This is a genomic window from Cellulomonas sp. (assembly GCF_017744555.1).
Taxonomy (GTDB): Bacteria; Actinomycetota; Actinomycetes; order Actinomycetales; family Cellulomonadaceae; genus Cellulomonas.
On sequence record NZ_JAGIBD010000001.1, the window covers coordinates 103,079 to 119,926 of the forward strand.

The following is a 16,848-nucleotide window of genomic DNA, read 5'->3' on the forward strand; positions in this document are numbered from 1 at the left end:
CCGCGGCGGCGGACCGGGGGAGGGCTACAGTTCGTGGGCATGAGCACGGGTCGGACGGGCGCCCTGTCCGGGGTCGTCGGGCAGGGCGAGACAGCCGGCGACGAGCGTGCGGACGCCGCCCGCTCGCTGCGCGAGGTCGTCTACCACCGGCTGCGCGACGAGATCCTCAACGGCCGCATCTCGCCGCGCGAGCGGCTCACCGAGCCCAAGCTCGGCAAGGCGTTCGACGTGTCCCGCACGCCCGTGCGCGAGGCGCTGTCGCGGCTCCTGTCCGACGGGCTCGTGGAGCGCACGGACTTCGGCTACGCGGTCGTCGTGCCGAGCCTCGAGGACCTGCGCAACCTGTACGAGCTGCGGATCACCCTCGAGCTGCGCGGCATCGCGCGTGCCATCGAGAACCCCGAGGTGCGGCACGACGAGGCCGCGCTGCGCGAGGAGCTCGACCGCTGGTACGCGCTGCGCGTGACGCCGCCCGAGCCCGACCCGAGCTTCGTGCTGCTCGACGAGCGGTACCACCAGGTGCTGTCGCGGTCGTCGGGCAACGCACAGCTCACGGACGCCCTCGTGGCCGTCAACCAGAAGATCCGGGCGGTCCGGATGCACGACTTCGTCGAGACGGACCGGATCGCGGCGACCATCGACGAGCACATCGAGATCGTCGAGCTCGTCCTGGACCGCCGGCTGCCCGAGGCCCTGACCGCGCTGCACAAGCACGTCGGCGAGTCGCTCGAGGTCGTCATGGAGCGCGCGACGGCGGCCATGACCCGGATGGCGCTCGCAGGCTGACCTGCCCCTTCGCCGCGCCCGGACGCGCGTAACGCGGCGTTTACCCGTGGACGTCGGGCGGGAAACACGGCCTCCGTACGGTGCGGGATACCGGGGTGTATACACCCACGCCGCACTCGATCCGGGGGACCGCCGTGTTCGACACCCTGCTCGTCGCCAACCGTGGCGAGATCGCCGTCCGCATCCTGCGCACCGCGCGCGACCTGGGACTCAAGACGGTCGCCGTGTACTCGGACGCGGACGCCGCCGCCCCGCACGTGCGTCTGGCGGACGTCGCGGTCCGGCTCGGCCCAGCCCCTGCCGTCGAGAGCTACCTGCGCGCCGACCTGGTCCTGCAGGCCGCGGCCGAGACGGGCGCCGGCGCGATCCACCCGGGCTACGGGTTCCTCTCGGAGAACGCCTCGTTCGCGGGGCACGTCGAGGCGGCCGGGCTCGCGTTCGTCGGGCCGACGCCCGCGCACCTGTCGGTGTTCGGCGACAAGCACCAGGCCCGGCAGGCCGCGCTCGCCGCCGACGTGCCGCTCGTGCCGGGGTCCGGGCTGCTCGCGACCGTCGACGAGGCGCTCGCGGCGGCCGAGGTCGTCGGCTACCCGGTGATGCTCAAGGCGGTCGGCGGCGGCGGTGGCATCGGCATGCAGGCGTGCGCCGGGCCGGCCGAGCTCGTCGACGCGTACGAGAAGGTGCAGCGCGTCGCGTCGGCGTCGTTCGGCTCGAGCGGCGTGTTCCTGGAGCGGTTCGTCGCCCGTGCGCGGCACCTCGAGGTGCAGGTGTTCGGCGACGGCGCCGGCCGCGTCGTCAGCCTCGGCGACCGGGACTGCTCGTTGCAGCGGCGCCACCAGAAGGTCGTCGAGGAGGCCCCCGCGCCCGCGCTGCCAGACGACGTGCGCGCGCGGCTGCACGAGTCCGCCCGGGCGCTGACCGCGTCCGTCGGCTACCGCTCGGCGGGCACCGTCGAGTACGTGTACGACGTCGACCGCGGCGAGGCGTCGTTCCTCGAGGTCAACACGCGGCTGCAGGTCGAGCACCCCGTGACCGAGCTCGTCACCGGCGTCGACCTCGTCGAATGGATGCTCCGACTCGCGCAGGGCGACACGACGTTCCTCGACGACGTCCCGGCGTCCGGCCCGCCCGTGCGGGGGCACGCGGTCGAGGTGCGCGTCTACGCGGAGGACCCGCGCAAGGACTACCGGCCGAGCGCCGGGCTGCTCACCGAGGTCGTGTACCCGTCCGACGTGCGCGTCGACGCGTGGGCCGAGACCGGGCAGGAGGTGACCAGCCACTACGACCCGATGCTCGCGAAGGTCATCACGCACGGCGCCGACCGGCGGGAGGCGTTCGCGTCGTCCGCGGCCGCCCTCGCCGGGACCCGCATCGCCGGGATCGCCACCAACCTGCCGCTGCTGCGCACGATCGTCGGGCTCGGTTCCGTCCTCGACGCGGCGCACACCACCGGGACCCTCGCCGGGGTGGTCGACGACGAGCCCTGGGTCGACGTGCTCCGGCCCGGCGTCATGACCACGGTGCAGGACTGGCCCGGTCGGCTCGGGCACTGGGACGTCGGCATCTCCCCGTCGGGGCCGATGGACGACCTGTCGTTCCGGCTCGGCAACCGCGCGCTCGGCAACCCCGAGGGTGCTCCCGGCCTGGAGTGCACGCTCACGGGCCCGCGCCTGCGGTTCAGCCACGAGACGGTCGTGTGCGTGACCGGTGCCGACGCGCCCGTCACGGTCGACGGCGAGCCCGTGCCGCAGTGGGAGCCGGTCGTCGTGCCCGCGGGCGGGGTCCTCGACGTCGGTGCGCCGCACGACCGCGGCCTGCGCACGTACGTGCTCGTGAGGGGCGGTCTCGACGTGCCGCAGTACCTCGGGTCGGCGTCGACGTTCTCGCTCGGCGGGTTCGGCGGGTACACCGGCCGGGCCCTCGTGCTCGGCGACACGCTGGTGCCGGGCGTCGCGCCCGCCGGGCCGACGTCCATCGTGCCGTCCGCCGACCGACCCGAGCTCGTGCACGACTGGGAGCTCGCCGTCGCCGAGGGGCCGCAGCCTGCGCCGACGTACTTCACGCGCGACGACATGGCGATGCTCTACTCCGCGACCTGGCAGGTGCAGACCCACGCCAACCGCACGGGCATCCGGCTCACCGGGCCGAAGCCGCAGTGGGCCCGGCCGGACGGCGGCGAGGCCGGCCTGCACCCGTCGAACCTGCACGACAACCCGTACTCGGTGGGCGCGCTCAACGTCTCCGGCGACACCCCGATCCTGCTCGGACCCGACGGGCCGAGCCTCGGCGGGTTCGCGTGCCCCGTGACCGTCGTGGTCGGGCACCGCTGGAAGCTCGGCCAGATCCGGCCCGGCGACACCGTGCGCCTCGTGCCCGTCCCGGCGGCGACCGCCGACGCGCTGCGGTCGTCCGACGCGCTGCGGGCGCTCGCGTCGGTCCCCGCGTCGCTCCCGGTCGGTCCGGACGGGGACGACGGGGTGCTCGCCCGGGTCGCCGGTGACGACGACCGGCCCGATGTCGTCTACCTGCGCGGCGCCGACGACAACGTGCTCGTCGAGTACGGCCCGATGGTGCTCGACCTCGGCCTGCGCATGCGCGTGCACGCGCTCGGCGAGGCCCTCCGCGCGCGTGGCCTGCCCGGGGTCGTCGACATCACCCCGGGTGTCCGGTCGCTGCACGTGCACGTCGACCCGGCGCTGCTCACCGTCCCCGCGCTCGTCGACGTGCTCGTCGAGATCGAGGCCGGGCTGCCCGCGACCGCCGACCTCGTCGTCCCGTCGCGCCGCATCCACCTGCCGCTGTCGTTCGACGACCCCGTGATCGGCGAGGCCGTCGAGCGGTACCAGGCGGGTGTGCGGCCGTCGGCGCCGTGGCTGCCGTCGAACATCGAGTTCGTCCGCCGCATCAACGGCCTGACCTCGACCGACGACGTGCTCCGCACGATGACCTCGGCCGAGTACCTCGTCCTGGGCCTCGGCGACGTGTACCTCGGCGCGCCGCTCGCCGTGCCGCTCGACCCGCGGCACCGGCTCATGACGACCAAGTACAACCCGGCCCGCACGTGGACCGCGTCCGACACCGTGGGCCTCGGCGGCCAGTACCTGTGCGTCTACGGTATGGACTCGCCCGGCGGGTACCAGCTCGTGGGCCGCACCGTGCCCATCTGGTCCGGGCACCGCCAGCGCGGGGTGTTCGAACCCGGCAAGCCGTGGTTGCTGCGGTTCTTCGACCGGATCGTGTGGCACCCCGTCGGACCGGCCCAGCTGCTGGAGCAGCGGGAGGCCTTCGCCGCCGGGCGGCTGGAGGTCGAGGTCGAGCACGGCACGTTCTCGTACCGCGACCACCTCGCGCTCCTGGCCGAGCACTCCGACGACATCGCCGCGTTCCAGTCCCGCCAGGCCGACGCCTTCGCTGCGGAACGGTCCGCCTGGGCGGCGGCGGGCGAGCTCTCCGGACCCGCCGACGAACCGGCGGACTCGGCGGCCGAGCTGCCCGCCGAGGTCGACGTGCCCGAGGGGAGCGTGCTCGTCGAGGCGCCCATGGTCGGCAGCGTGTGGCGGGTCGAGGCGCAGGTCGGCGACGTCGTGGCCGAGGGCGACCTGCTGGTCGCCCTCGAGGCCATGAAGCTCGAGCTCGGCGTCGTCGCGCCCGCGGGCGGGCGGGTGCTCCGGGTGCTCGTCGAACCCGGGCAGCACGTCGCGCCGGGCACCCCGCTCGCGCTCGTGGCGGTGGGCGCATGACCGTGCTCGTGACCGGGACCGCGGTCGCTCGCGTCCGGGCGGCCTACGCGCGGATCGCGGAGGTCGACCGGCCCGAGGTGTGGATCACGCTCGTGCCGCTGGACGACGCCCTCGAGGCGGCGGCGGCGGTCGATGCCGCGCTCGCCGGCGGTGCCGACCTGCCGCTCGCCGGGACGACGCTCGCCGTCAAGGACAACATCGACGTCGCCGGGCTCCCGACGACCGCCGCCTGCCCGTCGTTCGCCTCCGGCCCCGCGGCCGTCTCGGCGCCCGCCGTGCAGCGGCTCGTCGACGCCGGCGCCGTGGTGATCGGCAAGACGAACCTCGACCAGTTCGCGACCGGGCTCGTCGGGACCCGGTCCCCGTACGGTGCCGTCCGGCACGCGACCCTGCCCGAGCGGGTGTCCGGCGGGTCCAGCTCCGGGTCGGCCGTCGCGGTCGCCCTCGGCATCGCCGACATCGGCCTCGGCACCGACACCGCCGGCTCCGGCCGGGTGCCCGCCGCGTTCGGCGGGATCGTCGGCATCAAGACGACCGTCGGGCTCGTGCCGACCACCGGCGTGGTCCCCGCGTGCCGGTCGTACGACGTCGTCACGACGTTCACCCGCGGGCTCGAGCTCGGCGCGCTGGCGACGCGGCTCATGGCGGTCGGCGGTGCGCGGACCTGGCCGGTCGACGTACGGCTCGGGCTGCGGGCCGCCCCCGTGGTCGCCGTGCCGCGCGTCGCGGACCTCGCCCCCCTCTCGCCCGGGTGGCGTACAGCCTTCGCGTCGGCGGTCGCCGCCGTCTCCGCGACCGGGGCATCCGTGCGGGTGGTCGACGTGTCGCCCATGCTCGACGCCGCCCGGCTCCTGTACGACGGCGCGATCCTCGCCGAGCGGTACGACGCCGTCGGGCCGTTCCTCGCGGCCGGTCCCGCCGACGCCGACTCGACCGTCGCGTCGATCATCCTCGCCGGCGCGGCGATCCCCGCCGCCGAGTACGTCGCCGACCGGGCCCGCCTCGACGCCGCCCGCGCCGCCGCGCTCGCCGCGCTCGACGGGTGCGACCTGCTGCTCCTGCCCACCACCACCGAGCACCCCACCATCGCCGCCGTCCAGGCCGACCCCGTCGGCATCAACCGACGGCTCGGCACCTACACGAACTTCGTCAACCTGCTCGACCTCGCTGCCGTCGCCGTCCCGGCGGGGGAGGCCGACGGCGGCCCGTTCGGCGTGACCGTCGTGTCCCGCGCGTTCGACGACCAGCTCGCGCTCGACCTCGCCGCGCGCCTGCTCGCCGGCAGCACGGCCCCCGGCGCTCTCGTCGCCGACCCGGGCGACGCTCTCGTCGCCGACCCGGGCGCCGCTCGCGTCGCCGACACGGGCGCGGCTCTCGTCGCCGACCCGGACGCCGCGCTCGTCGTCGACGCAGGCGTCGACGTGCTCGTCGTCGGGGCGCACCTGCGCGGACAGCCGCTGCACCACGAGCTCGAGGACCTGGGGGCTCGGTTCGTGGCCTCCGTCCGGACGTCCGACGCCTACCGGCTCGTCGCGCTCGACACGGTGCCCCGCAAGCCCGGCCTGGTCCGCGCCGGCCCCGGCCGCGGAGCACCGATCGCCGGCGAGGTGTGGCGCCTCTCGTCGGGGGCGCTCGGCCGGTTCCTCGCCGAGCTGCCCGCGCCCATGAGCCTGGGCCGTGTCGAGCTGTCCGACGGGTCATGGGTGGTCGGGTTCGGCTGCACGGCCGAGGCCGGTGCCGCGGCGGCGGACGTCACCGCGGCCGGCGGGTGGGTCGAGGCGCTCCGCCGCGGCCTTCCCACCGTCGGCTGACCCGGCCTCCGGCCGGTGCCGACGTCCCGGTGCCGACGTCCCGGTGCCGACGTCCCGGTGCCGACGTCTCGGTGCCGACGTCTCGGTGCCGACGTCTCGGTTCCGACGCCTCAGTGCCGTCGTTCGCGGTCCCGGCCCGGGACGCGCAGCCCCGACGCGCGCAGCCGGCGGATGAGCTCACCGGCGCTCACCGGTACCGCCCCGAGGGCGACGAGTGCGTCGATCCGCTCGTCGGGCACGTCGTAGTGGTCGAGGTCGAACGCCCGCTCGGGCAGACCCGCCCGGGCGGCGAACGCGTGCAGCTCGTCGAGCGACGCGTCGCTGACCATGTGCGCCCAGTGCCGCCCGTGGCGGGGCCACAGGGGCGGGTCGACGAGCACGGTCACCGCCCGAGCGTACGTCGCCGTCGACGTGCGACCGCGGGACGCGCGCGCGAACCGCGGCAGGGCGCTCACGTCACACGGTGAACAGCCGCGACGCCTGCTGCTCGGCCTCCGCGTACGTGCGGGCGGCCGCGTGCATCGCGGCGCCGATCGACTCGAGCGACTGCTCCAGGCGCGCCTCGGTGGCCGACCAGTCCGTGAGCACGCCGGCGAAGGCCGTCGCGGCCCCGCCGCGCCAGGTGCCCTGCAGCTCTGCGAGCTGGCGGTGCATCGCGGACACCTCCGCGCGGATCGACGCCGTCCGCGCCTGCACCCCCGCGGCGGCCTGCGCGACCTGGGCGCTGTCGACCTCGAACCTCGTCATGCCGGACCTCCGTGCGTCGGCGGCGGCGCGCTCCGTGGCGCCGCCGGGTCCGCCGAACGTACGTCGGGACGGCACGCCGTCGTCGGGCACCGCCGGTCCGCCGTGGAGGGGCGCCGGCGGCGGAGGGCTGTGGGCGGTTCGGACCCAGCCGGGACGCGGCCGGAACCGAGTGCCGTGGCTCAGCAGGACACGACGGTGCGTGTCGCGTCCGTCGGCCGACCGCGCGGGAGCGTGCCGTGCTCGTTCGTTTCAGCGCCCGGAGGCGTCGTCCGCCCGGGCCGCCGCCGCGGCCGTGGCCGTCGCGTCGTCGGTCGCCCCGTTCGTGGTGTGCTCGGTCGCCGCGTCGGCCGCTGCCGCGTCCTTCTCGGCGTCGATCTTCACGAGCTCCTTCTCGAGCCGCTGCAGCTCGGCCGACACGTTCTGGCGGGCGGGCTCCTCCCACGCGGCGCCGAGCGGGCTGGAGAACAGCGACGGCCGGGCGAGCAGCTTGTGCAGGATGCGCAGGCGGGCCCGGACGTAGTCCTCGATCGGCAGGTGCGCGTACTCGGCGCGCACGTCGTGCAGGTACGCCTTGTAGCGCTGCGGCTCGGCGGCGAGCATCGCGAGGTCGGCGTCGCACAGCACGGCGCAGTCGAAGTCGGTCGGGTCGGGCGAGTGCCGGACGAGCGCGACGACGAGGTCGTGCACGCGTTGCGCGCGCCGCTCCGGGACGCCGAGCCGCGTCAGCTCGTCGTGCGCGAGGCGGGCGCTCGCGATCTCGTCCTCGCCGCCGCGGTTCGCGTACGTCTTGGCGTTCGCGGAGTCGAAGATCGCGCCGTGGTACCACGCGGCGAGCCGCACGAGGTCGGGCTCGTGGGTCTCCTCGACGAGCTCGTCGACCCGGACCAGCACGTCGACGAGGTGCTTGAGGTTGTGGAAGTCCCGTCCAGGGGAGGACCACCGGTCGATCAGCGCCTGCCCGGCGTCGCGGATCTCCTCGACGTCGGCGGTGGCACCGGCACCCAACGAGCTGCGCTGGTACGCGGACAACAACCACTGTGGTGCGTCATGGACGCCCATGGACAACAGCCTCACGACGGTGACTAGGACGCGTCATCGTAGCCCTCAGGCGGACGGTCCGTTGCTCGAACCGGACATGTGCACAGGCAGGGCGACGCGCACCGTGGTGCCACCGCCGGGCGTCTGCGCGAGGCCCACCGTGCCGCCGTGCGCGTCGACGATCGCCGCGACGATGGCCATCCCGAGGCCCGCACCGCCGGAGTCGCGGCCGCGCGACGCGTCGATCCGGTAGAACCGCTCGAACACCCGCGCGGCGTGCTCGGGGTCGATCCCGGGGCCGTGGTCGCGGACCTCGACGACGCCCACCGGCGTTCCGTCGGGGCCGGGGACGACCCCCACCGCGACCTCCACCGGCGTGCCTGACGGCGTGTGCTGGACGACGTTCCCGAGCAGGTTGGCGAGCACCTGACGCAGCCGCGGCTCCTCGCCGATCACCGTCACCGCGCCGGTCGGGGCGCCGGGGACGAGCGGTTCGAGGCGCGACGTGCGCGTCGGGTCGAGGGCGTGCAGGTCGCTGACCGCGTCCGCCGCGAGGACGGTGAGGTCGACGGGGTCGAAGCGCAGCGGCCGGTTCTCGTCGAGCCGGGCGAGCGCGAGGAGGTCCTCGACGAGGCCGCCCATGCGGGTCGCCGAGTCCTCGATGCGCCGCATGGTGTCGTCGACCTGGTCCTTCTCGGTGAGCGCACCCATGCGGTACAGCTCGCCGTACCCGCGGATCGTCGCGAGCGGCGTGCGCAGCTCGTGGGACGCGTCCGCGACGAACCGGCGCATGCGGGCCTCGGACGCGGTGCGCACGGAGAACGCCTGCTCGATCTGGGCGAGCATGCCGTTGAGCGCGGCGCCGAGCCGACCGACCTCCGTGGTGCCGGGAGCCGTCGCGACACGCTGCGACAGGTCGCCGGCGGCGATCGCGGCGGCCGTCGTCTCGATCTCCCGCAGCGGCTTGAGGGACCGGCGGACCGCCCAGCCGCCGACGAGGCCGCCGATCGCGACAATGCCGACGCCGGTGAGCGCGAGCGCGAGCGCCATGCGGCGCACGGTGTCCTCGACGCCCTCGAGCGGGAGCCCGACGGCGACCGTGCCGACCGGCTGCGCGCACGCCCGGTCCGGGCACACCGGGTACATCACGACGCGCCAGTCGGAACCCGAGTGGTCCGACCCGGTCGTGAACGGCTCGCCGGCGATGGCCACGACCTCGTCGGGCGACAGGTCGGGGACGTCCGGCGTGCCGTACGCGTTCGAGACGGTGCCACGCAGCCGGGAGTCGGACACGCCGGCGGCGGTCGTGTACTCGACGTAGTAGTCGCTCGGGTACGCCTCCTGCCCGAAGTCGCGCGCGCTGAAGGGGTTGAGCGCGTCGCTCGCGACGGCGCGGCCCTCGGTGACGAGCTTGCTGTCCAGCTGGCTGACGAGCGTGCGGCTCAGCAGGGTCGTGCCGGCGATCCCCGCGAGCACCAGGCCGATCGCGAGCAGCACGGTCGTGATCCCGACGAGCCGCGCGACGAGCGGGACGCCCGACCACCGCGCCCGGAGCCGGTCGGCCAGGGACGCGCTGCTCGGTGCCGCCGGGCGCGGCGTCGTCGGGTGGGCTGCCGCGGCCGCCGGGCCGGCCGGTGCGGCGGGCGGGTCGGGCGCGGCGACCGGTGGTGCGCCGGGCCGCGACGCGGGTGCGGGGGCTCCGGTCACGGCGTCTCGCGGAGCAGGTAGCCCACGCCTCGCTTGGTGTGGATGAGCGGCTTGAGGCGGTTGCCCTCGGCGTCGTCGAGCTGGTCCACCTTGCGCCGCAGGTAGGAGATGTAGGACTCGACGATGTTCGCGTCGCCGCCCCAGTCGTACTGCCAGACGTGGTCGAGGATCTGCGACTTCGACAGCACGCGGCCCGGGTTGAGCATGAGGTAGCGCAGCAGCTTGAACTCGGTGGGGGACAGCTCGACGGGCTGGCCGGCGCGGGTGACCTCGTGGCTGTCCTCGTCGAGCTCGAGGTCGGCGTACCGCAGCACGCTCGCGTCGAGGTCGAGGCCCGCGCCGGTGCGCCGCAGGATCGCGCGGATGCGGGCGACGACCTCCTCGAGGCTGAACGGCTTGGTGACGTAGTCGTCGCCGCCCACCGTGAGGCCCTGCACCTTGTCGGCCGTGTCGTCGCGCGCGGTGAGGAACAGGACGGGCACGTGGTGGCCGGTCTCGCGCAGGCGCCGCGTCACCGTGAAGCCGTCCATGTCGGGGAGCATGACGTCGAGCACCACGAGGTCCGGCTCGACATCCCGGGCCAGCCGCAGCGCGGCGCCCCCGTCGGCTGCGGCGTGCACCTCGAAGCCCGCGAAGCGCAGCGACGTGGAGAGCAGCTCGCGGATGTTCGGCTCGTCGTCGACGACGAGCAGGCGCGCCTCGGGCGCGGCGGGGACGGACGTCATCCACCCAGTGTGCCCACGGACCCTGGGTGCTGCCTGGGAGCCGGCTGCGAAGCCGGTCTCGACCCGCGGAGTACGACCGTGCTATTTTCGCGCGGTGAGCAAGGGCGAGGTGACCCGGCAGGCCGTCATCGACCGTGCGGTCGAGATCGCCGGGCGGCTCGGCGTCGCCGGCCTCACCATCGGCTCGCTGGCCTCGGCGTCCGAGCTGTCGAAGAGCGGCCTCTACGCGCACTTCCGGTCCAAGGAGGCGCTGCAGCTCGCGGTGCTGGGCGCGGCGCGCGAACGGTTCGTGGACCAGGTGATCCGTCCGGCGCTCGCGGCTTCTCGGGGCGAGCCGCGTGTCCGGGTGCTGTTCGAGCGCTGGCTGGTGGCCTCGACGGGCGGCAGCGCCGGCTGCCTGTTCGTCTCTGCGGCCACGGAGTTCGACGACCAGCCGGGACCGGTCCGCGACCAGGTGGTCCGCGACCACTGGGACCTCGTGGAGTCGCTCGCCCAGGTGTACCGCTCGGGCGTCAAGGAGGGGGCCTTCCGCGAGGACCTGGCCCCCGAGCAGTTCGCCCACGACCTGCACGGGCTGATGCTCGCGCACTTCCACGCGTTCCGGCTGCTGCACGACCCGGCGGCCGAGACCCGCACGCGCTTCGCGTTCGAGCGGCTCATGCAGTCGCTGCTGCCCGACTGACATTCCTCGAAGGAGTCCGCCATGACCTCGCCGTCGACCAGAAATAGCACGACCGTTCGTTCTTATCAGTTCGGTGTTCCGCCCGCGCTGAGGGCCGGCGTCCGCGCCGTCGATCCGTGGGCCCCCGACCTCGTCGCCCGCGGAGCCCTGCGGCTGTGGTGCCGCCCGCCGCACGCCAAGCACCGCCCGACGCTCGACGGCGGCACACAGTGGAGGCTCCCGTTCGGCCGCTCGCACATCGCCGGGCAGACGTGGGGCGACGGCCCGACCGTCGTCCTCGTGCACGGCTGGGGCGGCCACCGTGCGCAGGTCGCCGGACCGCTCGTGGAGCCGCTCGTCGCCGCCGGGCTCCGCGTCGTCGCCTACGACGCCCCCAGCCACGGCGAGTCCGGACCCGGTGCGCTCGGGGGGCGGCAGTCGACGCTGCCCGAGCTGGTCGCCGCGCTCGACGCCGTCGTCGCCGCCCACGGACCGGCCCACGCCGTCGTCGCGCACTCGCTCGGAGCCGCCGCGAGCGCCCTCGCGGTGCTCGACGGCACCCCGACCGAGCGGCTCGCGCTGATCACCCCGCTCGCCGCGCCGCTGACGTACGTGACCGCGTTCGGCACCGCCCTCGGGCTCGGCGACACGAGCCGGCACCGCCTCGTCGTGCGCATGGAGTCGCTCGTCGACCGCCGCCTGTCCACGCTCGACGTGCCCGTCCGGGCCGCCAACGCCCGGCACCGGCTGCCGCCCGCGCTCGTGCTCTCCGACCGGGCCGACAAGGAGGCCGACCACGAGGACGGCCCCCGCATCGCGCGCGCCTGGCCCGGCGCCGAGCTCGTCGTCACGGACGGTCTCGGGCACCGGCGGATCCTGCGCGACGAGGAGACGATCAAGCGCGTCGTGGCGTTCGTCGGCGGCTGAGATCACCCTGCGCGTGTCCGAACCGATACCCGTTGAGGGACTTCCGACGGTTCTGAGCGCGTGTCCAAGCCGGTACGGTGCTTCCTCGTGACCGATGCAACCACCCCCGTGCTGACCGTCGTCCAGCTCGACGACGGTGTGTCGCTCGACCGCTTCGCGGACTGGCTCGACGGTGTCGACGTCCGTCTCGTGCGCGCCGACCTCGGCGAGAGCGCCGGACCTGCGGACGCCCTCGACGGCCTGCTCGTGCTCGGCGGCCAGATGTCCGCCAAGTCGAACGAGCCCGGCATCGCGGAGACGCGTGCCCTGCTCACCGACGCCGTCGCCGCCGGCGTGCCGACCCTCGGCATCTGCCTCGGCGCGCAGCTGCTCGCCGTCGCCACCGGCGGCCAGGTGCACGTCGCTGCCCCTCCCGGGCGCGAGTCGGGGATCATCGACGTGCACTGGCGGCCCGAGGCCCTGGACGACGAGCTGGTCGGCGGGCTCGTCGACGCCGACCTCCCCGAGGAGCGGCGCGCCACCCGGATGCCGAGCATGCACGCCGACGCCATCGTCGACCTGCCGCGCGCCGCCCGGTGGCTCGCGCACTCGCGGGCCTACCCGTACCAGGCGTTCCGCGTCGGGTCGGCGTGGGGCGTGCAGTTCCACCCCGAGGCGTCGCCCGCCACGCTGCACGCGTGGGCGTCCCTGCACGACGACGTCGACACCGACGCCGTCGACGCCGCGGCGGCCGAGCACGACGAGGTCGTCGCCGGTGCCGGGCGCGTGCTGGCCCGGGCGTTCGCGGGCATCGTCGTGGCCCGCGCCGCGGAGCGCACCCCCGCCTGACCTCACGTCTACTCACGACTGCGGCCGGCGCCCCCTCAGGGGACGCCGGCCGCAGTCGTTCCGCCAGACGCCGTGCCGAGCTCGGCAGCTGCGCGCCAGTTCGGTACTTCCGGTCGAGTTCGGCAGCTGCAGCTACCCAACTCGACCGGACGTACCGAAGTCGGCGGAGAGTGCCGAGGTCAGGCGTCGCGCGGGGCGTCCTGCGGGGCCTCGATCTGGGCCGTCACCGGGGTCGTGCCGAGCTGGGTCGGGGCGCTGCCCGACTTGAGCGCCTGCAGACGAGCCTCGATCTCGAGCTGCTCGCCCGACGACTCGAGCTCGGCGAACTGCGCGTCGAGCGACGACGACGCGAGCTCCGCCTGACCCATCGCGAGCGCCTCCTCGCGGCGCACCTTCTCCTCGAAGCGCGCGAGCTCGCTCGTCGGGTCGAGGACGTTGATCGAGCTGATCGCCGTCTGCACGGTCTGCTGCGCCTGCGCCGACTTCTGCCGGGCGACGAGCGTGTCGCGGCGGGTCTTGAGCTGGCCGAGCTTGTCCTTCATCTGCGCCAGGCCGGTCTTGAGCTTCTCGACGGTCTCGCGCTGCGAGGCGATGAGCGGCTCGGCGTCGCGGACCTCGCCCTCGGCGGTGATCTGCTTGCCGAGCGCGACCTTCGCGAGGTTGTCGAACCGGTCGGCCTTGACCTGGTCGCCCGCGGCACGGGCCTGGTCGGCGGCCGTCGACGCGGCGAGCGCCTTCTGCCCCCACTCGCGCGACGCCCGCACGTCCTCGTTGTAGTCCTGCTCGGCGAGGCGCAGGTTGCCGATGGTCTGCGCGATGGCCTTCTCGGCCTCGGCGATGGAGTTGGTGTAGTCGCGGACCAGCTGGTCCAGCATCTTCTGCGGGTCCTCCGCCTGGTCGATCAGCGCGTTGATGTTCGCGCGGGTCAGCTGCGTGATGCGGCCGAAGATGCTCTGCTTCTCGGTCATCGTGCCCTTGCCTCTCGTCGTCCGTGCTCGTCGTGCCGTTGCTCGTGCCGTTGCTCGTCCAGCTCTGCGTCGTTCACGCGCGGGTCAGAACCCGCCGCCGAAGCCGCCGTCCCCGAAGCCGCCGCCGTCGCCGCCTCCGCCCCAGCCGCCACCGCCTCCGTCGCTCCAGCCGCCGCCGTGGTGCCCGCCGCCGAACCCGCCGCCGCCGCGCAGGATCGAGTCGAGCAGGATGCCGCCGAGCACCATCCCGCCGACGTTGTTGAAGCCGCCGCCCTGCCGCCCGCCGACCCCGGCGAAGTCCTGCTGGTGCTCGACGTCCGCCTGTGCGAGCTGCTGCGCCTCGACCGCGAGCTCCTGCGCCCGGCGGCCGGACTCCAGGGCCTGCTCGGGGTCGTGCCCGCGCTGGTCGAGCGCCTGGCTGCGCAGCCGCTCGGCCTCCGCGAGCCGGGTGCGGGCCTCGGGGCCGATCGCGCCGCGGCGGGTCGCGATGAAGTCGCTCGTGGCGCGCAGCGTCGAGTCGAGCCGGCCGATGAGGTCGTCGAGCAGGCCCAGGGCGCGGCGGGCGCGCTCGTCGGCCTCGCGCATGGGGGCGAGGGCGGCGTCGAGCGCGGCCTCCGCCTCGGTGATGGTCCGCAGCGCCGCGAGCGGGTCGCCCGTGCCGGCGCGGGCCGTGCGGGCGGTCTCGATGGCGGCGGTCGCGGTGGCGGCCGGGCCGGCGACGTCCTGGTTGGTCGCGGCCAGGCGGCGGACGTCGGCGAGGTCGGACGAGATCGACGCGATCGCGGCGTCGAGCCGCGGGCCGATCGACGCGAGCGTCGCGCCGGCCCGGTCGACCGCGTCGAGCAGCGTCGACACCTGGTCCAGCGCCTCCTCGGTGGCGCGCGCGTACCCGACGGCGGTGCCGCGCTCGTCGCGCGCGACGGCCTCGCGACCCTTCGCGATGGTCGCCGCGATCTCCTCGAGCAGCAGGCGCGCCTGGTCGGGGTTGTGCGTGACGGACGCGAGCGCGCTGGCCGGGTACTGCGCCGCGAGCGTCGTCAGCGTCGCGCGGGTCGGCTCGATGCGGCCCTGCAGCGCCGCGGCCGACTGCTCGTGCGCGTCGAGCGCCTGCTCGACGCCCGCCTGCAGGTCGCGCAGGTGGTCGAAGCCCGCCTTCTGCGCCTCCAGGTCCGCCGCGACCTGCTGGCACTGCCGCAGGATGCGCGTCGCCGTCTCGCGGACCTGCGGCTCGGAGTCGGGGATGTCGTCGTCGAGCGTCTGGCGCAGCCGGAACGCCTCCGTGACGCGCTGCTTCGCGCCGGCGAGGACCTCCTCGAACTCCTTCGTCGCGCTCGGGCCGAACTGCGCCTGCGCGAAGCCGAGCTCCTGCTCCGACGTGCGCAGGGCGTCGTCGATCGCGACCAGCGCGGTCGACGAGCGACGGTCGAGCTCGGCCGTCGGGAGCATCGCGAGCTCGTCGGCGGGTGCCGCCTGCGGGGCCGCCGCGACCTGCTGGCGCCGCGAGCGGCCGCGGATCCAGCCGACCAGCACGAAGACGCCGATGACGAGCAGGCCGACGAGGAGGATCCCGCCGAACCCGAAGCCGCCCGCGCCGCCGCCCGTCGCCTGCTCGCGCAGCCCGTCCGCCGCGGCGATCGCGGCCCCGGCCCAGTCGTCGTTGCGGAGCTGGTCCTCCGTCGCGCGGGCGACCTTCTCGACGTCGCTGGTCGACAGGTCTCCCGTGGACTGCGGGACGAGTGCGTAGCGGCGGGCGTCGGTCGCGACGGCCAGCACGAAGTCCTCGCTTCCGAGACCGGACTGCTGCGCCGTGTCCTGCGCCCACGCCACGGGGTCCGCGCCGCCGAAGTCCGACACGTAGACGACGTAGAGCTGGTACTGCGTGTCCTGCGCGAGCTTGTCGAGGGCCGCCTGCACCTCGCCCTGCTGGCCGTCGAGGGCGCCCACCTGGTCGGTGATCTCGCCCGTCAGGGTCTGCGGCTCGGCCGCCGACGCCGGGGTCCCTCCCACCAGCAGGAACAGGCCGAGCAGGGCAGGGACGAGGAGCAGCGACGCACGACGACGGGGGAGCACCCGATGATCCTTCCGGAGGGCTGTACCGGTCGCAACGAGGGATGTGCCGAACGGGTTCCCCAGACCACCCGGCACCGCTCCGACGGGTGCTCACGGGTGCGGGAGCACGGCGTCGCGCGGCGCGATATTCCGTTGGCGGCCGCCGCGAGCGGCCGGAGCATGGGCCGCATGGTGGCGAGGCGGCGGGCCGACATGTTCACGGCGGACGGGCGTCCGTCGGACGACGACCCCCGCGAGCACGGGCCCCACCTCGGCGACGAGCGCACCACCCTCGCCGAGTCGTTGCGGCGCCAGCGGCTGACGCTGGAGCTCAAGTGCGGCGGGTTGGACGCGGAGGCGATGGCCCGGCGCTCGGTCCCGCCGTCGACGCTCTCGCTGCTCGGCCTGGTGCGGCACCTCGCCGAGACGGAGCGCGACACGTTCCGGGTGATGCTCGCCGGTGAGGACGTGCCGCGGCTGTACACCACGCCCGACGAGCCGGACGGCGACTTCGACGGCGCCGTGCCGGACGACGCGGTCGTCGCGCAGGCGTGGGACGACTGGCGTGCTGAGGTGGACTTCGCCACGCGGTTCGTCGCGCAGGCGGCGAGCCTCGACCTGACGGTCGACGACGGCGACAACACCAAGGGCAGCGGCGGCGGGGCGATCTCGCTGCGCGAGCTGCTCGTCGGGATGATCGAGGAGTACGCGCGGCACCTCGGCCACGTCGACCTGCTGCGCGAACGCATCGACGGGCGGCTCGGCCAGTGACGGGGGGTGCGCGGTGAAGCCGTGGCGACGCCGCTCGGTGCCGGTCGGGCGCGGCTGCGCGCGCGGCGGTCGGCGGCCGCACGTCGGAGC

The 16,848-nt window shown here is 74.9% G+C and carries 14 protein-coding genes; 7 read left to right on the forward strand and 7 right to left on the reverse strand.

Annotated elements, in window-relative coordinates:
* Window positions 1-39 precede the first annotated feature (39 nt).
* The 3 genes from J7523_RS00470 to atzF all read left to right on the forward strand — a co-directional run bounded on the left by J7523_RS00470 (window position 40) and on the right by atzF (window position 6,337).
* Window positions 40-786: a GntR family transcriptional regulator gene (locus tag J7523_RS00470; RefSeq protein ID WP_291881118.1), complete on the forward strand. Its 747-nt coding sequence runs from the start codon at window positions 40-42 to the stop codon at window positions 784-786.
* Between the two features lie 95 nt (window positions 787-881).
* Window positions 882-4,526: an urea carboxylase gene (gene uca / locus J7523_RS00475; protein ID WP_291881119.1), complete on the forward strand. Its 3,645-nt coding sequence runs from the start codon at window positions 882-884 to the stop codon at window positions 4,524-4,526.
* Window positions 4,523-6,337 carry an allophanate hydrolase gene (gene atzF, locus J7523_RS00480; protein ID WP_291881121.1) on the forward strand — a complete coding sequence of 605 codons (1,815 nt, stop codon included), beginning with the start codon at window positions 4,523-4,525 and terminating at the stop codon, window positions 6,335-6,337. Before uca ends, atzF begins: the two co-directional genes overlap by 4 nt.
* A 110-nt stretch (window positions 6,338-6,447) precedes the next feature.
* On the opposite strand, the gene J7523_RS00485 is transcribed toward atzF, so the two are convergent.
* The 5 genes from J7523_RS00485 to J7523_RS00505 form a co-directional block, all read right to left on the reverse strand.
* Window positions 6,448-6,723 (reverse strand): DUF4031 domain-containing protein, encoded by a 276-nt coding sequence (locus J7523_RS00485; protein ID WP_291881123.1) that lies wholly within the window; start codon window positions 6,721-6,723, stop codon window positions 6,448-6,450.
* Between the two features lie 70 nt (window positions 6,724-6,793).
* Complete coding sequence (locus tag J7523_RS00490) at window positions 6,794-7,084, reverse strand: WXG100 family type VII secretion target (RefSeq protein WP_291881125.1); 291 nt, start codon at window positions 7,082-7,084, stop codon at window positions 6,794-6,796.
* Between the two features lie 249 nt (window positions 7,085-7,333).
* Window positions 7,334-8,143, reverse strand: coding sequence for a hypothetical protein (locus J7523_RS00495; protein ID WP_291881126.1), 810 nt, complete (start codon window positions 8,141-8,143; stop codon window positions 7,334-7,336).
* Window positions 8,144-8,188: 45 nt separating this feature from the next.
* Window positions 8,189-9,829, reverse strand: a complete 1,641-nt coding sequence (locus J7523_RS00500; RefSeq protein ID WP_291881128.1) for a HAMP domain-containing sensor histidine kinase — start codon at window positions 9,827-9,829, stop codon at window positions 8,189-8,191.
* Window positions 9,826-10,554, reverse strand: a complete 729-nt coding sequence (locus J7523_RS00505) for a response regulator transcription factor (RefSeq protein WP_291881130.1) — start codon at window positions 10,552-10,554, stop codon at window positions 9,826-9,828. Before J7523_RS00505 ends, J7523_RS00500 begins: the two co-directional genes overlap by 4 nt.
* Window positions 10,555-10,648: 94 nt before the next feature.
* Here J7523_RS00505 and J7523_RS00510 point away from each other — a divergent pair, with 94 nt between their 5' ends.
* The 3 genes from J7523_RS00510 to J7523_RS00520 all read left to right on the forward strand — a co-directional run bounded on the left by J7523_RS00510 (window position 10,649) and on the right by J7523_RS00520 (window position 12,970).
* A complete protein-coding gene (locus tag J7523_RS00510; protein WP_291881131.1) occupies window positions 10,649-11,236 on the forward strand; it encodes a TetR/AcrR family transcriptional regulator in 588 nt (195 codons plus the stop codon).
* 21 nt (window positions 11,237-11,257) lie between these two features.
* Window positions 11,258-12,142 (forward strand): alpha/beta hydrolase, encoded by an 885-nt coding sequence (locus J7523_RS00515; protein ID WP_291881133.1) that lies wholly within the window; start codon window positions 11,258-11,260, stop codon window positions 12,140-12,142.
* 87 nt (window positions 12,143-12,229) lie between these two features.
* Window positions 12,230-12,970: a type 1 glutamine amidotransferase gene (locus J7523_RS00520; protein ID WP_291881134.1), complete on the forward strand. Its 741-nt coding sequence runs from the start codon at window positions 12,230-12,232 to the stop codon at window positions 12,968-12,970.
* Between the two features lie 179 nt (window positions 12,971-13,149).
* Here J7523_RS00520 and J7523_RS00525 read toward each other — a convergent pair whose 3' ends face one another.
* A complete protein-coding gene (locus tag J7523_RS00525; protein WP_291881136.1) occupies window positions 13,150-13,938 on the reverse strand; it encodes a PspA/IM30 family protein in 789 nt (262 codons plus the stop codon).
* An 84-nt stretch (window positions 13,939-14,022) separates the two neighbouring features.
* Window positions 14,023-16,008, reverse strand: coding sequence for a TPM domain-containing protein (locus J7523_RS00530; protein WP_291881138.1), 1,986 nt, complete (start codon window positions 16,006-16,008; stop codon window positions 14,023-14,025).
* Window positions 16,009-16,176: 168 nt separating this feature from the next.
* Between J7523_RS00530 and J7523_RS00535 the strand changes: the two genes are divergently transcribed.
* Entirely contained in the window at window positions 16,177-16,758 is a 582-nt protein-coding gene (locus J7523_RS00535) for a DinB family protein (RefSeq protein WP_291881140.1), read from the forward strand.
* Window positions 16,759-16,848 lie beyond the last annotated feature (90 nt).